At 41.2% G+C, this 20,603-nt stretch carries 17 protein-coding genes and 1 tRNA gene; 16 read left to right on the top strand and 2 right to left on the bottom strand.

Annotated elements, in window-relative coordinates; all coding sequences use genetic code 11:
• Positions 1-157: 157 nt before the first annotated feature.
• Positions 158-2,896 (bottom strand): alpha-L-rhamnosidase, encoded by a 2,739-nt coding sequence (locus Q1W14_RS17265; RefSeq protein ID WP_300703630.1) that lies wholly within the window; start codon positions 2,894-2,896, stop codon positions 158-160.
• A gap of 95 nt (positions 2,897-2,991) precedes the next feature.
• Positions 2,992-4,032 carry an endonuclease/exonuclease/phosphatase family protein gene (locus Q1W14_RS17270; protein WP_300703631.1) on the bottom strand — a complete coding sequence of 347 codons (1,041 nt, stop codon included), beginning with the start codon at positions 4,030-4,032 and terminating at the stop codon, positions 2,992-2,994.
• 287 nt (positions 4,033-4,319) lie between these two features.
• Between Q1W14_RS17270 and metK the strand changes: the two genes are divergently transcribed.
• The 16 genes from metK to Q1W14_RS17350 all read left to right on the top strand — a co-directional run bounded on the left by metK (position 4,320) and on the right by Q1W14_RS17350 (position 20,576).
• Entirely contained in the window at positions 4,320-5,615 is a 1,296-nt protein-coding gene (gene metK, locus Q1W14_RS17275) for a methionine adenosyltransferase (protein WP_300703633.1), read from the top strand.
• Between the two features lie 499 nt (positions 5,616-6,114).
• Positions 6,115-7,758, top strand: coding sequence for a tetratricopeptide repeat protein (locus tag Q1W14_RS17280; protein WP_300703634.1), 1,644 nt, complete (start codon positions 6,115-6,117; stop codon positions 7,756-7,758).
• Between the two features lie 153 nt (positions 7,759-7,911).
• Positions 7,912-8,289 carry a hypothetical protein gene (locus tag Q1W14_RS17285; RefSeq protein ID WP_300703635.1) on the top strand — a complete coding sequence of 126 codons (378 nt, stop codon included), beginning with the start codon at positions 7,912-7,914 and terminating at the stop codon, positions 8,287-8,289.
• Positions 8,290-8,326: 37 nt separating this feature from the next.
• Positions 8,327-9,304, top strand: a complete 978-nt coding sequence (locus Q1W14_RS17290) for a hypothetical protein (protein ID WP_300703637.1) — start codon at positions 8,327-8,329, stop codon at positions 9,302-9,304.
• 4 nt (positions 9,305-9,308) lie between these two features.
• On the top strand, positions 9,309-10,298 hold the full coding sequence (locus Q1W14_RS17295) for a thioredoxin domain-containing protein (RefSeq protein WP_300703639.1): 990 nt from the start codon (positions 9,309-9,311) through the stop codon (positions 10,296-10,298).
• A gap of 15 nt (positions 10,299-10,313) precedes the next feature.
• Positions 10,314-11,306, top strand: a complete 993-nt coding sequence (locus Q1W14_RS17300; RefSeq protein ID WP_300703641.1) for a hypothetical protein — start codon at positions 10,314-10,316, stop codon at positions 11,304-11,306.
• A gap of 33 nt (positions 11,307-11,339) precedes the next feature.
• Positions 11,340-13,571: a TonB-dependent receptor gene (locus Q1W14_RS17305; protein ID WP_300703642.1), complete on the top strand. Its 2,232-nt coding sequence runs from the start codon at positions 11,340-11,342 to the stop codon at positions 13,569-13,571.
• 101 nt (positions 13,572-13,672) lie between these two features.
• Positions 13,673-14,260 (top strand): TIGR00730 family Rossman fold protein, encoded by a 588-nt coding sequence (locus Q1W14_RS17310; RefSeq protein ID WP_300703644.1) that lies wholly within the window; start codon positions 13,673-13,675, stop codon positions 14,258-14,260.
• Complete coding sequence (locus Q1W14_RS17315) at positions 14,257-14,988, top strand: DUF4271 domain-containing protein (protein WP_300703645.1); 732 nt, start codon at positions 14,257-14,259, stop codon at positions 14,986-14,988. Before Q1W14_RS17310 ends, Q1W14_RS17315 begins: the two co-directional genes overlap by 4 nt.
• 4 nt (positions 14,989-14,992) lie before the next feature.
• A complete protein-coding gene (locus Q1W14_RS17320) occupies positions 14,993-15,745 on the top strand; it encodes a uroporphyrinogen-III synthase (RefSeq protein WP_300703646.1) in 753 nt (250 codons plus the stop codon).
• Positions 15,746-15,887: 142 nt separating this feature from the next.
• Positions 15,888-16,346 (top strand): ribonuclease P protein component, encoded by a 459-nt coding sequence (rnpA, locus tag Q1W14_RS17325; RefSeq protein WP_300703647.1) that lies wholly within the window; start codon positions 15,888-15,890, stop codon positions 16,344-16,346.
• Between the two features lie 5 nt (positions 16,347-16,351).
• Positions 16,352-16,573 carry a membrane protein insertion efficiency factor YidD gene (yidD, locus tag Q1W14_RS17330; RefSeq protein ID WP_294586743.1) on the top strand — a complete coding sequence of 74 codons (222 nt, stop codon included), beginning with the start codon at positions 16,352-16,354 and terminating at the stop codon, positions 16,571-16,573.
• Between the two features lie 13 nt (positions 16,574-16,586).
• A complete protein-coding gene (locus Q1W14_RS17335; RefSeq protein WP_300703649.1) occupies positions 16,587-17,237 on the top strand; it encodes a TatD family hydrolase in 651 nt (216 codons plus the stop codon).
• Positions 17,238-17,445: 208 nt separating this feature from the next.
• Positions 17,446-18,738 carry a tyrosine--tRNA ligase gene (gene tyrS, locus Q1W14_RS17340; RefSeq protein ID WP_300703650.1) on the top strand — a complete coding sequence of 431 codons (1,293 nt, stop codon included), beginning with the start codon at positions 17,446-17,448 and terminating at the stop codon, positions 18,736-18,738.
• Between the two features lie 91 nt (positions 18,739-18,829).
• Positions 18,830-18,900 (top strand) — tRNA-Gln (locus tag Q1W14_RS17345).
• A 125-nt stretch (positions 18,901-19,025) separates the two neighbouring features.
• Entirely contained in the window at positions 19,026-20,576 is a 1,551-nt protein-coding gene (locus Q1W14_RS17350) for an ATP-binding protein (RefSeq protein ID WP_300703651.1), read from the top strand.
• The last annotated feature ends 27 nt before the right edge of the window (positions 20,577-20,603 follow it).

A 20,603-nucleotide genomic window follows, 5' to 3' on the forward strand; every position in this document is an offset into this window, starting at 1 on the left:
AACACAATGGAGAACCCAATTTAAATAAAACCCAATAATACACTAAAATTCAATTCGGATCGCACAAAAACATATTCTAAAATTAAATATAAAATCAAAAAAACAACCCGTCCCCATAACTCTTCCCCCCCCACTTCTAGTTATTTTCAGGATATATTTACTTAGAGAATCTGTAATCTCCCGATCCTACTTCAATTTCAGTATATTCTTCCGTTTCAGATACTTGGCGAACACCTTTCTGTTCTTTCGTTTTTTGATTCACATTGAATGCTTTAGGTATACGAACAATGGCAGAAGTATTACCCGGAATGGAGATTTCCCAAGATAGTTTTCCGTCTTTATTAGTCCAGTCACTCTTTATCTCACCGTATGCAGATTGATAGGAAGCGTTTACGTGGGGAAGCCCTTCGGGAAATAGCGGGGCCATCAATATCTTCTTGAATCCGATAGCATCCGGTGCGCATTTTATTCCTGCGAGGTCTTCGTAATACCAAATCAGCAAGTCGCCCAATAGCATAACATGGTTGGCGGAGTTCATGGCAGGATCGGCTGTATTACCGTTCCATAACTCCCAAATGGTGGTAGCGCCATTCTTTATCATATATCCCCAACTTGGATAGGTTTCGTTGGTGGCAATCTTGAGGGCGAGATCGGTACGTCCACGTTCGGTTAATCCACGCATGAGGTGTTGGATGCCGAGTACGCCGGTACTGACATGTCCGTTGAAATCTTTCTCGGTCTTTTCGATGATGTTGGCGAAAACTTTCTCCTGATAACCATCGGGCACTAACCCCAAACGAAGTGAGAGTATGTTGGCTGTGACAGTGTTGTTACCGTATTGTGCAGTTTCTTTATTGAAGAAGCGGTTGTTATAAGCCTCTTTCATCTTGGCGGCAAGTTCTTCGTAGCCTTGAATATCGGCATCTTGACCGCAGATACGGGCAAAGTTTGCCATCTTTTTCAGCAAATCATAGTAAACGGTAGTACTTAGAATGGCACCGTCTGTTTTGCGGGCAGGGTCTTGAGAGTGGATAAGCTCCATCTTTTCAGGCGGCATGCACCAGTCGCCGTATGTATCTTTAGTGATGATATAGTCCTTCATGGAGACTTCCTGAATGCGATTCATCCAGCGTTTCATGGCAGGATAGTGGGCTCGGATGCTGCTGTCATCACCATATTGGCGGTAGAGCATGTCGGCTACACAGAAGAAGGCGGCAGGCCAGGTCACATTGTCGGAGTAGAGTTGCCAGTAAGCAGGTGAAACGTCGGAGATGCTGCCTTCAGGAGTCATGGAGTCTTCAATGTCTTGCAACCATTTGTTGTAGAGTTGGGAGTTATCCAGTAAGAAAGCTTCTCCGTAAGCTCCGGTAGTACGGTCGCCCAACCAGCCGAGACGTTCGTCACGTTGCGGACAATCCGTAGGCATGCCACGATAGTTGCCGCGAATGCCCCAGAAGGCGTTCTTGTGGAGTTGATTGAGTAGAGGTTGTGAGCTTTCGAAGTTGCCGGTGGTTGCCATTTCATCGTAAAATACTTCGCCTGTGAAATCCTCAACGGCGGGTTGATAATCCAATCCGGAAACTTCTACAAAGCGGAAACCATGATAGACAAAAGAAGGATGCCAGTTGAAATCGCCGTCACGGGCAGGGGTATAAATATCCGTCACTTGTGCCGAACGAAGGTTATTGAGGTAAAGGGAACCGTCTTCTTTGAGCAGTTCGGCAAAAACCATCTTGATGGGTTGTCCTTCTTTTCCTTTCAGATGAACTTTGAGCCAGCCTACCATGTTCTGTCCCATGTCTACCAAGTATTTTCCGTCGGGGCGGGCAGTGATAGAGATGGGCTTCACAGTATCTTGTATGCGGATGTTGGGAGCTTGTTGAGTGGTTAGTTCGCCTGCCGGGGTGGGCATGATGTCGACGTTTTTCCATTCAGCGTCATTAAATCCGTTCTTGTTCCAGCCTTCCATTTCGAGGCGGGCGTCGTATTCTTCGCCATCGAATTCATTGTTGGCAACGATGGGACCTTTGGAGGTTACTTTCCAAGATGTATCAGTGAGGAGGGTGGATTGAGAGCCGTCGGCATATTCCAGTTTCAGTTGGGCAAGAAGGCTGGGAAGACCGAAGGTAACCATACCGGGGTTGCGCATGGCAAGATAGCGGCCGTTGCCAACAATGATGCCGAGCGTGTTTCCGGCTTTCTGGATGAGCGGAGTTACATCATACGTATTATAATAAACGCGTTTGTTGTACATAGACGGTATGGGAGCAAAGATGTCTTCGCTGATTTTCTGCCCATTCAGGTAAGTTTCCGAGCTTCCTAGTCCTGAGATGTAGAGGGTTGCTCTTTTAACCTCTTTGTCTGCGGTGAATTCTTTTCTGAAATAGCGGGCGGCAAGACGGGTCTTTTGATTCTTGTCGTCGCCCAGTCGCTCATTAGGGTTCGAAAGGGTATCTTCACCTATCCAGTTCGCTTTCCAGTCGGCAGGATTCAATATGGCCATCGACCATTGAGCGGGTTCGCTCCAAACTGTTTTTCCTTGGTTGGTAGTGATTTGTACACGCCAGTAATAAGGCTTTTCGGATTCTAAATCCTTTCCTGAGTAAGGTATTAGAATGGACTGGTCAGAGGAGACGGTTCCCGAATCCCAGTATAAATTCTTCCCTTGTGCCAGTTCTTCGGGTGAGGTGGCTACCTGTATTTGGTAGGCAACCTGTGTCAGGTCCGGTTGTTTTGAACTGATCTGCCAGGAGAAACGGGGTTGTGTTAGATCAATGCCCATCGGGTCTTTTTTCATTTCCAGACGTAGATTCTTTACTTCTACTTGTCCGGTAGGAGCACAACTTACCAATCCCCAAAGAAGGGCGATTGTAAGAAACAATGTCGTTTTGTTCATCTTGTAGTGATTTACGGCGTTAACAATAGGATTACTAAATTCCAAAGTAAGCGCTTTTTTAGGATTCTATCACTGAACAAAATGATTTTCTTCTTCTACTTTTTGATATAGAATACCTCGAACGTTACCAGCACTCCTTTATGATCAGTGGGCCATACGCCTTTGGGTAACAGAAATTTGTCTTTACCCTGCTCTGCAGTGCGTTTGCTTTTTACGATACTTCCTTGTGGACCAAAGATCACAGCATCTTTCAGTTTGATGGCCGGATGCGGATAGTAGAATACATAGTCTATCCGGTCGCGCTCGTCAGACTTTGGTGTCCACGTCAGTTTATCCACGGCTACAAGCGGATTGTCGGCGGGGAAAGTGAAACCCGGATAGCTCAATACATCGGGATACAATGAACGATAGGTATCGATGAATCCGGCATTGTCTAATAATAAAGGTACTGTCCAAGGGATGATGAACCCGTTATGATCATACAAGTCTTTTGTTTCACGAATCCAGTCGAGATGTGAGGGTTCATTGAAATCTCCACCTAAAATGACAATTGTTCCTTCTTGAATATCTTTCTGAGCTGCGGCAATAAAATCACGGATAGCATCGTCACGGAGTGAAGCATCGTTTACTTCTAAAATCTCCCGTACAGTTTGTGGGATAGGGATCTCCTTCCAAGTAGAACCATCGTAGCCACGTACATTATAATATGCATCATTCAAATAATCCAAATGTGCGGTGTAGATAGCAATCTTATGCCCTTTGATGTGGCTGGTCAGCTTGTAGATACTTCCATGATCATCTTTTTCAGGATATATAGTCAGCGAATCGGTGATGGGGTGGTGGCTCAGCAGACCGGTGTCATAGCTATAGAAGGAATAGTAAGTTTCGCCTTTCTCCCTGAGAGATTGCACAATGCGGTCGCAGAAGCGTGTATTGTGATAGTTGCGTACTTCGCTAAAAGTTACAAAGTCGGGTTTGAGACGGACAATCTCGTCTACAATGGCCTCATATCCACCGGGGACTTTTGTCCCTTCTTGCCAGATGTTCCATTGCAATACAGTAAATTCTCCTTTTTCCTGGCTTCTGCCTGCAATAGATGCTAAGAAAAGCATGCATAGTAAAATCAGTTTTTTCATAACGATGTTTAGAATTGGTTGAGTGGCAAAGGTAATACTTAATTTTTTAATAACTCAAATTGTATCTAAACAGTTAAAATAGCGGGTTTATTTTGTACTAATTACAGTTTGCATTATCTTTGCACCCGAAAATGAAATGTGGAGAGATTTGAGTAGCTTGCAACCACAGAAAAAAATGCTAAAACAACATCCTTTTCTGACGGCTTTTCCGCCGCGGTGCCTCTACTCAATAGTGCTTTCCCGCATGCCTCATTTTTTAATTTCTAATTCTTAATTTTTAATTGAAAATGGGATATTTATTCACATCCGAATCGGTGTCTGAAGGACACCCCGACAAAGTGGCCGATCAAATATCGGACGCTGTGCTTGACAAACTGTTGGCATACGACCCCAGTTCGAAAGTAGCTTGCGAAACTCTGGTAACTACCGGACAGGTAGTGCTGGCTGGAGAAGTGAAAACCAAAGCGTACGTTGACCTCCAACTCATCGCACGTGAAGTAATCAAGAAAATCGGCTATACCAAAGGTGAGTATATGTTCGAGAGCAATTCGTGCGGCGTATTGAGCGCTATCCATGAACAAAGCCCCGACATCAACCGTGGTGTAGAACGCCAAGACCCTATGGAACAAGGTGCCGGCGACCAAGGTATGATGTTCGGTTATGCCACCAATGAAACGGAAAACTACATGCCGCTTTCACTGGATCTCGCTCACCGCATCTTGCAAGTACTGGCTGACATCCGTCGCGAAGGTGTAGACATGACTTACCTCCGTCCCGATGCTAAGAGCCAGGTAACCATTGAATATGATGATAACGGAACTCCCGTCCGCATTGATACGATTGTAGTTTCTACCCAACACGATGATTTTGTTCAGCCTGCCGATGATAGCGAGGCTGCACAGCTCAAAGCTGACGAAGAGATGCTTGCTATTATTCGTCGTGACGTCATCGAGATATTGATGCCGCGCGTCATTGCCTCCATCAGCGCCGAAAAGGTGTTGGCACTGTTCAATGATAGCATCACTTACCATGTCAATCCTACCGGTAAGTTCGTTATTGGCGGACCTCACGGCGATACTGGTTTGACCGGTCGTAAGATTATCGTAGATACATACGGTGGTAAAGGTGCTCACGGTGGTGGTGCTTTCTCCGGTAAAGACCCCTCGAAAGTAGACCGTTCCGCCGCATACGCTGCCCGTCATATTGCCAAGAACTTGGTTGCTGCCGGTGTGGCAGACGAGATGTTGGTACAGGTGAGCTATGCTATCGGTGTGGCACGTCCTATCAATATTTATGTCAATACTTATGGCCGCAGCAACGTAAGCATCAGCGATGGTGAGATTGCCCGTAAGATTGACCAACTGTTCGATCTTCGTCCTAAAGCTATCGAAGACCGCTTGAAGTTGCGCAATCCTATTTATCAGGAAACTGCCGCTTACGGTCACATGGGACGCGAACCGCAGACCATTATCAAACACTTCAAGTCACGCTACGAAGGCAACAAGGATGTAGAGGTTGAACTCTTCACTTGGGAAAAACTGGATTACGTGGATAAGGTGAAAGCTGCATTCGGACTAGCCTGATTTGTATAAATAAGTAATCAGCATAGCTTTACAGCTATTTATATAGGAAGCCACCCACTCCATTCTGCTACCGCAGAGGGGAGGGGTGGCTTCTTTGTTGTTAGGGTTGATTCCACCTATTCTTGTTTTGGTCAAAGCCTCTTCCGGTCCCTAGCAATTCCCTGTTTTCTCCGCTTCTATAGCGAGGGGGGATATAGGGAGTAGGTACGGAGCAGGTACGGAGCGGGTACGGAGCAGGTAGGGAGAGAGTTAAATTGGTCATTTTATCGGATTTATATAAGATAGTTCTATTCCCAACTATTGCTGTTCGCTAAATCTTTTTGGGTGATAAAAATAAAGATGCCGGTTTCCACCCTTGGTTAGTCAGGGGGACTTTTGATACTTACTATCGAAACGTTAATGAATAAAGTCGCTGATTAAGTATCTTATATTCATTGACAGAGTGTTTTTTATACTAAATTCTTTACCTTTGTGGTTATCAAGCCTAAATACTATTATTATGAAACATATACTGTTTTTATTCTCTTTCCTATTAGTAGTCTTACTTATGTGTTATTCTTGCAGAAGAGAGATTGCCCCTACTCATTCTGTGCTTTTAACTGCCGATTCTTTGATGTGGTCTGATCCTGACAGTGCTTTGTTACTATTAGAACAGATATCCGAACCTCAGCAATTGGAAGGAGCTGACTGCGCCTTGTATGCTTTATTGATGACGCAAGCACGATATAAATGCTGTATATTGTTGGAGAATGATTCCTTAATACAGATAGCGGTGAAGTATTATAAAAAAGGTAATGAAAAAGAACGTTTAGCTAAATCTTATTTCTATATGGGATGTGTTCATGTAGAAAAGAAAGAACTGGCGGAGGCAATTGAATTGTATTTGAAATCCTTGAGATTGATACAGCCAAAAAAGGATGCAATATTTGTAGCAATGGTATATAGTCATTTAGGGAATTGCTATAATGAACAAAACTTAAAGCATAATGCAAGGGAAATGCATAAAAAGTGTTTTGAAATATGTGCTCAAAAGGATTCTGTACGTGCTTGTTATGCTTTAAATGACATTGGAGATACATTCTTAGATGTTAATCACCTGGATAGTGCATTGTATTATTATAAACAATCACTAAAAATTGCCCAAACTTTACATAACTCTGATTTATTATCTATAATATATAGTGATATGGCGGCAGTTTGTAAAGAACAAAATAATAATTTTGAGGCAATTGACTATGTTTCAAATGCATTAGCTTATTCGTTGTCAAAAGAAGATTATCTTTTAGCCTGTTCAACTAAAGGTGATATTTTGGATTGTTTAAATAATGGAGATTCCGCTGTTTATTATTGGAGTATAGGAGCAACATCTTCTAATATTTATGTTAAATCATCTTCATATAATTGTTTGAATCGAGAATATAAGAAGAGGAAAGATTGGGAAAAGGCTACACAGTATGCTGACTCCTTCTTTATATACTATGATTCTATCCGAACAATGAACAATCGTGCAGAACTTGACAAACTGTTGGATAATCATCTGGTAGAATTGCATAAACAGAAGCTATCTGTTCGAAATCAACAAATAACTGTTTGTTTGATAATCCTCTTTTTATTTCTTGCATTCACTTTAATAGTATTATACTTGTGGAGGGATGGAAGTCGTAAGAAGAAATTTATGGTTCTACAACAGCGATTAATGGAAAGTCGTGCTAAAACGCTGCTTTTAAATGAAATATCTGAGGATACAAGTATTCCTAATACCAAAAGCGGAGGACTAAACGAGTTGGAAGAAGAACGGATTCAAATTAGTATCACTTTGTTTCGAGCAACCCAAGGGTATAAAAAACTTAATGAGCTTGAAAAAGCTACACCTAAAGTACGTATCAGTTCAGCTAATATTTATAGGCAAATTATAGCCAATGATATTAGAAAAACATTTGCTTATGTCATGGAAGATTTGAAACATTATTGTCCGGCTTTAACTAATGATGATCTATTTTATTGCATACTATCCTTGTTCCAATGTTCAAGAGATGTCATTATTGATGTAATGGATGTCTCGGCTGATGCTATAAAAACACGAAAAAGCAGAATCAAAAACAAAATGGATGCTGAACTCTTCAATAGAGTATTTAGAACTTGATATTCATTATGTTATGCTTGCTATTATCGCTTTTGTAATTTAGTATTGTTACCGTTGCAATCTTGATTGTTACCATTGTTACCATTATTCCTTTGGGCGGATACAGAAATATTGGCTTCTTTGTTGTGTCTAATATTTTTAATAATGAAAGCTATGAGAGGAGTATTAATCTGGTTATTTATTTTTGTGTCAATAACTGTAAGTGCAGTGGCTAGTGGTAACAAGAGGATAGATTTGGATAAACATATTACTACTGTGCCGCATAAAGGACAACGTTCCTTAGATATCTTAGAAGTTTCAGCATTTTTTAATTCGAACAATGAATCTATACTAATCATCAATGAAGGTGAAAGTGCGGATATTAGTATATCAATTATTGATACTTTGGGGGCTAATTGTGTCTGTTCTGAAAAATTCACTGCTATAAAAGATATAGAATTGAACTTGTCAGGTCTGTTGAGTGAGAATAATTTGTATCGCTTAGAAATCACTATTGGCGATATGGTCTTTTATGGATATTTCAATCTTTAATTTAAAGCTTGTGGTGCAGCGTAACCACACGATAAACATGAGAAAACAATTATTATTTGCCTTTTTAGGCACGTTAGCTTGCTATTCGTGTAGCAATAGCTATGATTTACTAGAGAATGATTTGGAGCTTGCTAAGGTGTCTGCTGATTATGAGCTGACCACTAGGGCAATTAGTGAAGAAACTGATACAGCTAAAATTGAAACAATAGCTGATGAACAGACTATTCAATCTGTGATGAATGAGTATGAGCAGGAGTTGATGAATAGGCAATCTGTAGCTAAAGAAAGAGTGATGAGGACTGCTTATGCTACGACAACTAATGTTGTAGGAGTTTTTAAAGTTGGTTCATGTGGTACCTATAAGGAATTGACACTTTATATTGATGCTGAAGATTCTAGACAGAATTCAAAGACTACAGGCTCGGTAGGAGATTCTTTTGTAGATAGTAATGGCAATGTTCATTTTAAATTTTGTTTAACAGAAGCAGACCGGTATTATGCCGGAGGGGTTTTTCTTGTCGATCATATAAATTATAGTCAGTTTGGTGGAACAATGGATATACTTGTTCGTTATCATGATTGCGATGATAAACATACTGATAATAATATAAGAGGTAGTAATGATCCTAATTATCAGTCTATTGAGGATTTGGGAGGATATACTGTAGTAAATAATAATGCTGCTTTAGCTTGGGCTTTTCCTCCCTATCCTCTTGGACAACAGTGGGAACCTTCTTTTGGTATAGGACCTAAGAATTATATAAATTTTGGAGTATTGGCCGGAGGGCCTCAAATCAGAAAGGGAACGATTTATGTCGATGATGAGGATTCCAATAATAAGAATTGGCTTAAGAAATATACAGGATATGCATTTAAAGGTGATTTATCAGGTGATCAGACCTTTTATGGGATGGATGCATCAGATAATACAAGGTATTATGTTGCATTAAACACTGATGTAGATTTTGTGAAAAAAAATCCATATTATTTATTTCAAACTACACCTCGTCCGTAGAAGAATGAAATATATTATCTTTTTATGTTTTTTGATCTTATGTTCTTGTTCCAATAGGAGCAAGAACATTGTAGCGGAAGTAAATGGATATAAGATCTATTCTTCTGAATTATCACAATTGACTACGCAAGAAACCTTTGATCTGTTGAATACTGCGTTTGAGATAAAGTTAAAGGCGTTGGACGATTTGATTAAGCATAAACTAATAGAATATGAATCTATAGCTGCAGGAAAAACATTTGATACTTATTTGGGTGACTATGTAAAGAAGGTGATGATTACCAAGAAGGATAGCCTACTGATGGTATACGGATCAGTTAAAGATCGTGTTTTGCATTCTAGGGAGAGTTTAAACAAAGTGTCTTCTGAAAGTATTGAAGGAAATATCTCATTAAAGAATGATATAAGGGCAGCTGTAATTCAGCATTTGGCAGACTCGTTGTACAATAAAGCACAGATCAAAAGATTTCTTTATCCTCCTAAGCAACCCCATTGTACTGTAGATGATTTAAATGTACGTTATAGAGGAAATCTTAAAGCAACAACGTCGTTTATTGTAGCGTCTGATTTTGATTGTAAGCGTTGCCTTGATTTTGAAAAGACATTAAAACGGATTTATAACGAATATAAGGATAGAGTAAAATTTGGTTTTATTAATTTTGCTGATGAACCAACTTTTGCATCTTTATCATGCGAGGCTGCTGCTAAATATAATAAGTTTTGGGAGTTTCATGATGCCATTTTTGAGCATGAAACTTTGGTCGACTCAACTTTTATTTTTAATATTGCCAATAACTTCGGGTTAGACATAGAAGGATATAAGCAAGAACTAGTGTCTGCCGAAAACTATGATAAGGTAAACCATAGCATTAATAAACTAATGGAGCGAGGACTCTTTGCAACTCCCACCATTATTATTAATAACCGGTTGGTATATATTACAAATTCTTATGATGAACTAAAAGTACTACTGGACCAAGAATTACAAAACTGATAAATTCCACTAATTATGATGAAACATTTAAGTATTACTATATTGGCGGGGTTATCACTAATTTTATCAGCCTGTGAAGAAGAGTTTGATATCTCTATCCCTGATTCTGTACTTGATGGGATAGTTTTCGATGGAGCAATAACCAACGAAAATCCACCTTACTTTTTCCTTTTGAGAAAGCCGGCTGTTATGTCGGCCGAAGATGATCTGTATGAAGGTATTGAAGATGCTTTAATGATAGTGACAGATGTTACTGAAGGTATCAGAGATACGATGCAGGTAGTATATCCATACGGCGATTATGGAGGTTACTTTTATGACTTCTATGATTATCACCAGAAGAAGAATGCTCGTGAGAATGTAAACGCCGGATATATTGAGGAGTCTTGTCGGGGCATGTATGTCACTACCAAGATTTATGGTATAGAAGGGCATTCTTATAAATTGGAGATCTATTATAATGGCAAACATTATGAATCTGATATCCAAAAGATGGAACCTGCATTAGTTATCACTGATTTGAAAGTAAAGCGCTTCGATTTCAATGAAAAGGGAGGTAGGTGGGCACCATGCATCAGTTTTACTAATCCACCCGGAGTAGACAACTATTATTTGTTCCGATTACATTCACGTACTAGTAACTATTTTACTTTTTCACGTCCACAGTCTTTGCTAGGTTTTGTTGGCACATTTTGGCAATACTCAATATTAAGTGATGAGTATCTTGAAGAAAATGTGAAGGATTTCTTGATTGACGATGGGGAGAATCCTTTGGGATATCCCCCAGGGTGGAATTATCCTGCCTCTGACTCATTGTACGTGTGGGCACAAACGATCTCCAAGAGCTGCTACAATATCTTCGATCAGATGATACGGCAGTTTAGGGCAGATGGCGGTGCTTATACGCCTGCTCCATCTTCCGTGATAAGTAACATAAGTGGAGGCGTATATGGATGTTTTCGTGTTAGTGCACTCTCCGAGAAAGGAATAGCTACGGAAGAAAAATAATACTTCTTTTTGAATTATAGAAATCAGAAACTGATGAAACTGTTACTATTATATATCTGTTTTTTATCCTGTTCATGGCAAACCATTGTTGCTCAAAAGGTTGTTGTACGTGGACGTATAACCGATGCTAAAACTGGAGAAATCCTCTCGGATGCCAATGTTTTGGAAAGGAAATCCGGAGCGGGCATGGCGGCAAATTCATATGGGCTTTATTCTATTTCGCTGCCCAAGGGCGAATGTATACTTCAGTGTTCCATGTTAGGGTATATAACCTGGAGAGATACACTAGCCCTATCAGCCAATGTGGTGGTAGATATTGCATTGAGACCTAATGAGTATTTGTTGAAAGGTGTAGAGATTGTGGGTGCCAGGAAGCATAGCGGCCAATTTGCTTTAGATGCGAAAAGCATACAAGCGTTGCCATCGGTGGGCGGGGAGCCCGATTTAATGAAGTCACTGCAATTTTTGCCAGGTGTACAAAGTGGTAATGAGGGATCAAACAATATTTCGGTACGTGGAAGCAACCAATGGGGAAATCTGGTATTACTGGATGAAGCTGTAGTCTATAATCCCAGCCATGTACTCTCTTTCTTCTCAGTATTTAATAATGATGCAATACGTGAGGTTAATCTCTATAAATCGTTTTTCCCGCTGAAGTATGGAGGGCGGTCTTCGTCTGTTATAGATGTGCGGATGCGCGAAGGTAACAGTAAAGAGAGTGAGCGAAGTGCTAGTTTGGGACTGATTGCCTCGAAAGTCATGTTTGAAGGTCCACTGAAGAAGAAAGAAGGCTCTTATTTGGTTTCTGGCAGATTTGGATACCCCGGAGTTGTAGTCGGATTATTAGGAAGCGATCTGACATCAAAGCCACAGATGTGGTTTTACGATGTAAATGCCAAGGTGAATAGAACGCTGAATGATCATAACCGACTCTATTTCTCACTCTATAGCGGTGGTGACCACACGGTATTCAACAAATTGGTGAAGGGGTATGGAATGGATTGGGGCAATGCTACTGCTACCATGCGTTGGAATCATATATCGAATGATAAAACTAATGTGAATACAAGTGCCGTATTCAGCAACTATTATTATAAATATAAATCATTATCCGATGGATTGAGATACGCTTGGAAGTCGAATATGCAGTCTTATCAGCTTAAGTCCGACTGGGAAAGGTATCAGAATAATCTACTGAACTTTAAGGCGGGCATAAACTTACATTATTTCACTACAATACCTGGTATTATTGAAAAGTCCGGTAAAGATTCTAACATTACTCCTTCGCAAATGCCACGAAAAAACCTGTGGGATGCAGCACTTTATGCAGAAGTAAATTATAAATTCTTGCCCCGTTTTCAGTTAAATGCCGGCATCAGGTTGTCAGTACTCCATGCACCGTCTTCTTCTTACTATGCTGCCAAAACATTTGTGATGCCGGAACCTCGTGCTGAACTGACTTTTGCACCAAACCCATCTCATCGTTTTTCTGCATCCTATACTCAGGCTTCGCAAAGTATACACATGCTTACCACTTCTTCGGTAGGTATACCTTCGGATGTATGGATGCCTGCCAATGCACTTTTAAAGCCTTCTGTAATGCGACAATTGGCATTGGGATATGAGTGTAATTTCCCTGACAGGGAATATACCTTGTCGCTGGAAGCCTATTTGCGTAGGACGAACCATGTGGTAGATTATCGTGATAATGCCGATATTTTTCAGAATGACCGGATAGAAAGTGAGTTAGAGACAGGCTTTGCCAAGGGATGCGGATTTGAGTTTTACTTCTCCAAGAATAAAGGACCTGTAACTGGATGGCTTAGCTATACACTTTCGCGGGCACGAAATCATATTGGTGGTATGAAGTATAGACCAGTGTATGACAGGCCACATAACTTGAAGCTTTTCCTGAATTGGGAGGTGAGTCCTTATTGGTCACTATCTTCTACTTTTTCTTATGCTTCGGGTATGAACCTGACGCTTCCAATAGGAAAGTACTACTCGGAACATGTATTGGTTTATATCTATTCTACACGGAATGGGTATCGTGCTCCCGCATTTCACCAACTTGATTTTTCGACCACTTGGCACATCAGGCAAGATCGTAGTCTGAGCTTCTCGATTGTTAATGCCTATAGCCGGAAGAATGTTTTTTCTATTTATGCCGGACGTCAAGGTCATAGCGCTGTGGATAAAGGTCGTGTCTATAAATTGTATCTCTATGGTATTGTTCCGTCTTTGAACTATACTTTTAAATTTTGAAAAAGGAATCTATGATTGGACGAAATTGATTTTACTTATTAAGATTTCACTGAAAAACCATACCTTTGCACTCACTATTAATATTAGATGAAGAGGACTCCATGAATAAGATAACTTCCGTATGTGTTTACAGTGCTTCAAGTACAAAGATTGACCCTGTATATTTCGATGCTGCCCGTGAATTGGGTACCTTGTTGGGACAAAAGCAAATCCGCCTGATTAATGGAGCGGGAAATATGGGATTAATGTCCGCTGTGGCCGATGCCACACTTGCTGCCGGAGGTGAAGTGACCGGAGTGATTCCTCATTTTATGGTAGAGCAGGGCTGGCATCATACAGGGCTGACCAAACTTGTTCAAGTGGAGAGCATGCACGAACGCAAAAAACTAATGGCCGACCTTAGTGACGCCATTATTGCCTTACCCGGAGGATGCGGCACTTTAGAAGAACTTTTGGAAGCGATAACCTGGAAGCAATTGGGGCTGTACCTCAATCCCATTGTCATACTGAATACCAAAGGTTTCTTCGATCCTCTGCTTGCCATGCTTCAGAAAGCAGTAGATGAAAACTTTATGCGTGCGCAGCATGGTGCCATCTGGCATGTAGCCCATACTCCGCAAGAAGCTGTTGACTTGATACATACTACTCCTTTGTGGGACGCTTCTATCCGTAAATTTGCCGCTATATGATAACGATGTTGATGGCTTGGATAGTAGCCGGGGCAGAGGGAATTCCTATTCCTTATTCTCCGAGAATCGATGATTGTATCACAGTTGTCCTTCTAGGCTGCTTCTTTTTGTCGTCATACGTTCTGTCTCGTAGCCGCAAGTTTTTGTTACAGTTGGTTAAGGATTTTCTGTTGCACCGTGAACGCACCAGTATCTTTGCTACTTCTACTGCGACGGATATGCGCTATCTGTTGCTGTTGATTTTGCAGACCTGTGTACTTGCCGGAGTTTATTTTTTCAATTATTTCAATGATGAGCAACCCGGTTTAGTGCAGCATGTACCACCGGTCGTTTTACTGGGAGTTTATGTAGGGATATGTTTACTCTTCCTGTTTCTGAAATGGCTGATTTATTCTTTTTTAGGTTGGATTTTTTTTGACGATAGCACCACTGCTCTTTGGATTGAATCATATTCTACACTACTTTACTACCTTGGATTTGCTCTATTTCCGTTTGTTCTGTTTATAGTCTATTTTGATTTAAGTCTGCAATTTACGGTAATAATTGGATTATTTTTACTCTTTTTGACTGGAATATTGATATTCTATAAGTGGTTAAAGCTTTTTTGTAACAATTTATATGGAAGTCTCCTTTTAATTTTGTACTTTTGTGCCCTTGAAATCGTACCTTGTTTTATGTTATATCAAGGGATGATGCAGCTAAACGATTATTTGATAATAAATTTTTAGGACGTTGAAAATAAAGAAAGTACTTGTGTCGCAGCCGAAACCGGCATCAGAGAAATCTCCTTACTACGACATAGCCGATAAATACGGTGTGAAAATTGATTTTCATCCGTTTATTAAGGTGGAGAGCGTTTCTGCGAAAGAGTTTAGACAACAAAAAGTGTCTGTATTAGATCACTCTGCTGTCGTTTTCACTTCGCGTCATGCAATTGACCACTTTTTCCATCTTTGTACGGAATTGCGTGTAACAATACCTGAGACCATGAAATATTTCTGTGTGTCAGAGACTATTGCACTCTATATCCAGAAGTACGTACAGTATCGTAAGCGTAAGATTTTCTTTGGAAATACCGGAAAGTTTGATGATCTTATGCCTTCTATCATTAAGCACAAGACTGAAAAGTACTTGGTGCCGATGTCGGATGTGCATACCGAAGAAATCAAAAATTTGTTGGAGAAGAATAAGATCCAGCATAATGAGGTTATTATGTACCGCACGGTCAGCAATGATTTCCCTGCGGATGAGAAATTTGACTATGATATGTTAGTGTTCTTCAGCCCTGCCGGAGTTTCTTCTCTGAAGAAGAATTTCCCGGATTTTGAGCAGAAGGAAATCAAGATCGGAACATTTGGCTCTACAACTGCACAAGCAGTGCGTGATGCCGGACTTCGTCTGGATTTGGAAGCACCTAGTGTGCAGGCACCTTCTATGACGGCAGCACTGGACATGTTCATCAAGGAGAATAATAAAGGAAAGTAAATTTAGTTATGAGCTATAAGTTATGAGCTATTTGCTTGTGACTTGTTGCTGTAACGGTAAATTTTATGATTACGAGCTACAAGTGGTTGTGCTTTTATGCCGCCAGGCACTTGTAGCTCGCTTTTTTTGTAGCACATAACTTATGGAGAATACCCTGCGTAAGCCCGAGAGGCTCGATAAGAAGAAAATAATAGAGAAGATGTTTGCGGGCGGAGCACGTTCGTTTTCGGTCTTCCCCTTACGCGTGGTATATTTGCCTGTAGAGGAGTTGGATGCACCCGCTTCCATTCTTGTAAGTGTATCGAAACGCCGCTTTAAGCGTGCTGTGAAGCGTAATCGGGTGAAACGTCAAATACGGGAGGCATATCGTGTCAATAAGCATGAATTGCTGAAAGTATTGGATGAAAATCACTCTCGGTTGGCAATTGCATTTATTTATCTTTCAGACCAATTGGTGGAGTCTTCTTTGATAGAAGACAGAATAAAGATTGCTTTGGCACGTATTGCTGAAAAGGTAATTTCTTCATCTGCCGTTGCACTTCCTTTAAAGACTGAGGATACACTTTCTCCGGAATCCGAAACTCCGGTACAACTTCCTTAGTCGGTATGAAAAGGCTGCTTTCATATCTGTTGTTACTTCCCATTTATTTTTATCAGAAGTGTATTTCGCCCATGACTTCCCCATCATGCCGGTTTACTCCTACTTGTTCGCAATATGCTGTGGAGGCCATTAAGAAACATGGTCCTTTCAAAGGCTTCTATTTGGCGGTGAGACGTATTTTGCGTTGCCATCCTTGGGGAGGTTCCGGATATGATCCTGTTCCATGAATAACTTTGTCTCATGAAGATTCCTGTTGACATACATACCCACCAATTGTCCGTAGTGCCCGGAGAGGCGATTGTAAACTGCTATCCTGAGACGTTTGCCCCGCATGAAGGTTGCTGGTATTCTGTGGGAATACATCCTTGGCATCTTATGCTTTCCGCTGATCAGGGAGAACAGGATGACCGTAGGAAGATTCTTGCAGAGTTGGTGAACCATTCGCAGGTATTGGCTATTGGAGAAGCTGGGCTGGATAAATTGGCGGATGCTCCGATGGCTATGCAGATAGAATTCTTTGAACATCAAGCCCGGTTGGCTATGGAGGTTGATAAACCTTTAATCATTCATTTGGTTAAGGCGGCGGATGAACTGTTGAAGCTGAAACACACCTTGCGCCCTGCAAATCCATGGATTATTCATGGTTTTCGTGGTAAAGCGGCGATGGCTCAGGAATATCTTCGGCATGGCTTTTATCTTTCATTCGGAGAGAAATATCAGGAAGAAGTACTTCGGCTGACTCCTGTTGAGCGGTTGTTCATTGAGACTGATGAAAGTGTGATTCCTGTTGTCGAGTTATATGAACGTGCGGCGCATCTTCGTGGAGTTACTGGGGATGAACTTTTGGAATCGGTGCGGCAAAATATCCGTAAAGCCTTTTTTAAGCTATAAGAGTTGTAACTTCAAATAAAGTGTCGTACTTTTGTAGGCACTAATTATGTATCAATCACTTGGCAGATAATCGGTTTATTAGATGATATAATCGGATTTATAACAAAAATATAATCGGACGATTATAAAAATATAACCAGATTGCCCAAAAAACATAATCAGTCAGTTATATAAATAATCGTTTAAATAATAATAATATAATCATTCGATGAATTTTGTAGAAGAATTAAGATGGCGTGGCATGCTTCAAGACATAATGCCCGGCACAGAAGAACTTTTGGAAAAAGAACAAGTAACCGCCTATATCGGCTTTGACCCTACAGCAGATTCTTTGCATATCGGACACTTGTGCAGTGTGATGATCTTGCGTCACTTCCAACGTTGCGGACATAAGCCGTTGGCTCTGATTGGCGGTGCTACGGGTATGATTGGCGACCCTTCAGGGAAATCGGCTGAACGTAATTTGCTTACCGAAGAGATCCTTCAGCGTAATATGGATGGTATGAAGGCGCAACTTGCCAAGTTCCTGGATTTTGATTCCGATGCTCCCAACCGTGCCGAACTGGTGAACAACTACGACTGGATGAAGAACTTCACTTTCCTCGATTTCGCTCGCGAAGTAGGAAAGCACATCACCGTAAACTATATGATGGCAAAAGATTCTGTAAAGAAGCGTCTGAACGGTGAGGCACGCGACGGTCTTTCTTTTACTGAGTTTACATACCAGTTGCTGCAAGGCTACGACTTCCTGCATTTGTACGAAACCCGTGGCTGTAAGTTGCAAATGGGTGGATCGGATCAGTGGGGTAATATCACTACAGGTTCCGAATTGGTTCGTCGTACGAATGGTGGCGAAGTTTTCGCTCTTACCAGTCCGCTGATTACGAAGGCTGACGGTGGTAAGTTCGGTAAGACTGAATCCGGTAATATCTGGCTTGATCCTCGTTATACTTCTCCCTATAAATTCTATCAATTCTGGTTGAATGTAAGCGATGCGGACGCAGCCCGCTATATCAAGATATTCACTTCTATCGGTAAAGAAGAGATTGATGCTTTGATTGCTGAGCACGAAGCAGCACCTCACTTGCGTATCCTTCAGAAGCGTTTGGCGCAGGAAGTAACCATTATGGTTCACTCTGAAGAAGATTACAATGCGGCGGTAGATGCATCCAATATCTTGTTTGGTAATGCAACTTCGGATGCATTGAAGAAGCTGGATGAAGATACATTGTTAGCTGTATTCGAAGGCGTTCCTCAGTTTGAAGTATCACGCGATGAATTGGTGGCTGGTGTGAAAGCTGTTGATTTGTTCGTTGACAATGCTGCTGTTTTTGCTTCCAAAGGCGAAATGCGTAAATTGGTTCAAGGTGGTGGCGTTTCTTTGAATAAGGAAAAGTTAGGCGCTTTTGATCAAGTAGTTACTGCTGCCGACTTGCTCGATGAGAAGTACTTATTGGTACAGAAAGGAAAGAAAAACTATTACCTGATTATCGCAAAATAATAGATTGATAGAAAAATAGTCCCGAAATATTTGGATGTTTCGGGACAAACTTCTATCTTTGCACCGCTTTTTAACAGAAAGCACCTGAGTTTGTCCCATGGTGTAATGGTAGCACAACAGTTTTTGGTTCTGTTTGACTAGGTTCGAGTCCTGGTGGGACAACAGAAAATAAAGCTCTGATAATCTTTGATTGTCGGAGCTTTTTTTTGTCCGAAATTGCTCTATTACTATAAACAAACAGATATTTTCAGTACCTTTGTTTACGTTATCAATAAGGAGGAAATATTATGAGTAATAAAATCTATCCCATCGGAATACAGAACTTTGAGAAAATACGTAAGGACGGATATTTCTATGTAGACAAGACGGCCATCATCTATCGAATGGTAAAGACTGGCAGCTACTACTTTCTTAGTCGTCCGCGTCGTTTTGGCAAAAGTTTGCTCATCTCCACTCTTGAAGCTTACTTCCTGGGGAAACGGGAGTTATTCCAAGGTCTGGCCATGGAGCAACTGGAGAAAGACTGGACGAAATACACCATCCTCCACCTTGATCTCAACATCGAGAAGTACGACGCTCCCGAGAGTCTGGACAATATCCTCGAAAAGAATCTTGTGGGATGGGAAAAGCTTTATGGAGCTGAACCTTCTGAACGTTCCTTCTCCCTGCGCTTCGCCGGAATCATTGAACGTGCTTGCCAGCAGACTGGTGAACGTGTCGTCATACTCGTAGATGAATATGACAAGCCTATGCTCCAAGCCATTGGTAATGAAGAACTACAGAAATCGTTCCGTACTACCTTGAAGCCCTTCTATGGTGTACTTAAGACTATGGACGGTTGTATCAAATTCGCCTTCCTCACTGGCGTAACTAAGTTTGGAAAGGTGAGTGTCTTCAGCGATCTCAATAATTTGGAAGATATCTCTATGCAGGAGATGTTTGTAGATGTGTGTGGCATCACTGAACAGGAGATACACCACAATCTGGAAGAAGAGCTTCACGAACTTGCCGCCGCCAACCGTATGACCTATGACGAAGTAACCCGCGAACTTAAAGAACGCTACGACGGCTATCATTTCGTAGAGAATACCGAAGGTATCTACAATCCTTTCAGTCTACTGAATACCTTTAAATACAAGAAATTCGGCAGTTACTGGTTCGAGACCGGTACGCCCACCTACTTGGTGGAGCTATTGAAGCGTGACCAATACGACCTGCATCGTATGGCGAACGAAGAGACCGACGCCGAGACACTGAACAGTGTAGACTCCACTTCCTATAATCCTATTCCGGTAATCTACCAAAGTGGATATTTAACGATAAAGAGTTACGATCCCCGTTTTGGTAACTACCGTCTTGGATTCCCCAATCGGGAAGTTGAAGAGGGATTCATCAGATATTTGATGCCCTACTATACTAATGTCACTAAGGGAGATACTAATTTTGAGATACAGAAGTTTGTTCATGAAGTTGAAGTCGGCAATCCTGATGCCTTCTTCCTCCGCTTGCAAAGCTTCTTTGCCGATACCCCCTATGAACTGATTCGTAATCTGGAACTGCACTACCAAAATGTGCTCTTCATTGTCTTCCGCCTCGTAGGTCTCTACGTTCAGGCAGAGTATCATACAAGCGAAGGACGCATCGACATGGTGTTAAAGACCGACCGTTTTATCTATGTTATGGAATTCAAGTTCAATGATTCTGCCGAAAAAGCACTGCAACAGATAGAAGATAAACACTACGCCCGCCCTTTCGAGACAGACAAGCGCAGGATATTCAAGATTGGGGTGAACTTCAGTAGCAAAACGAGAAATATCGAACAATGGATAATAGAATGAAAGACAACAAGTAATTCATCTATATAA

It is taken from the genome of Bacteroides sp., assembly GCF_030151085.1.
Classification (GTDB): Bacteria; Bacteroidota; Bacteroidia; order Bacteroidales; family Bacteroidaceae; genus Bacteroides.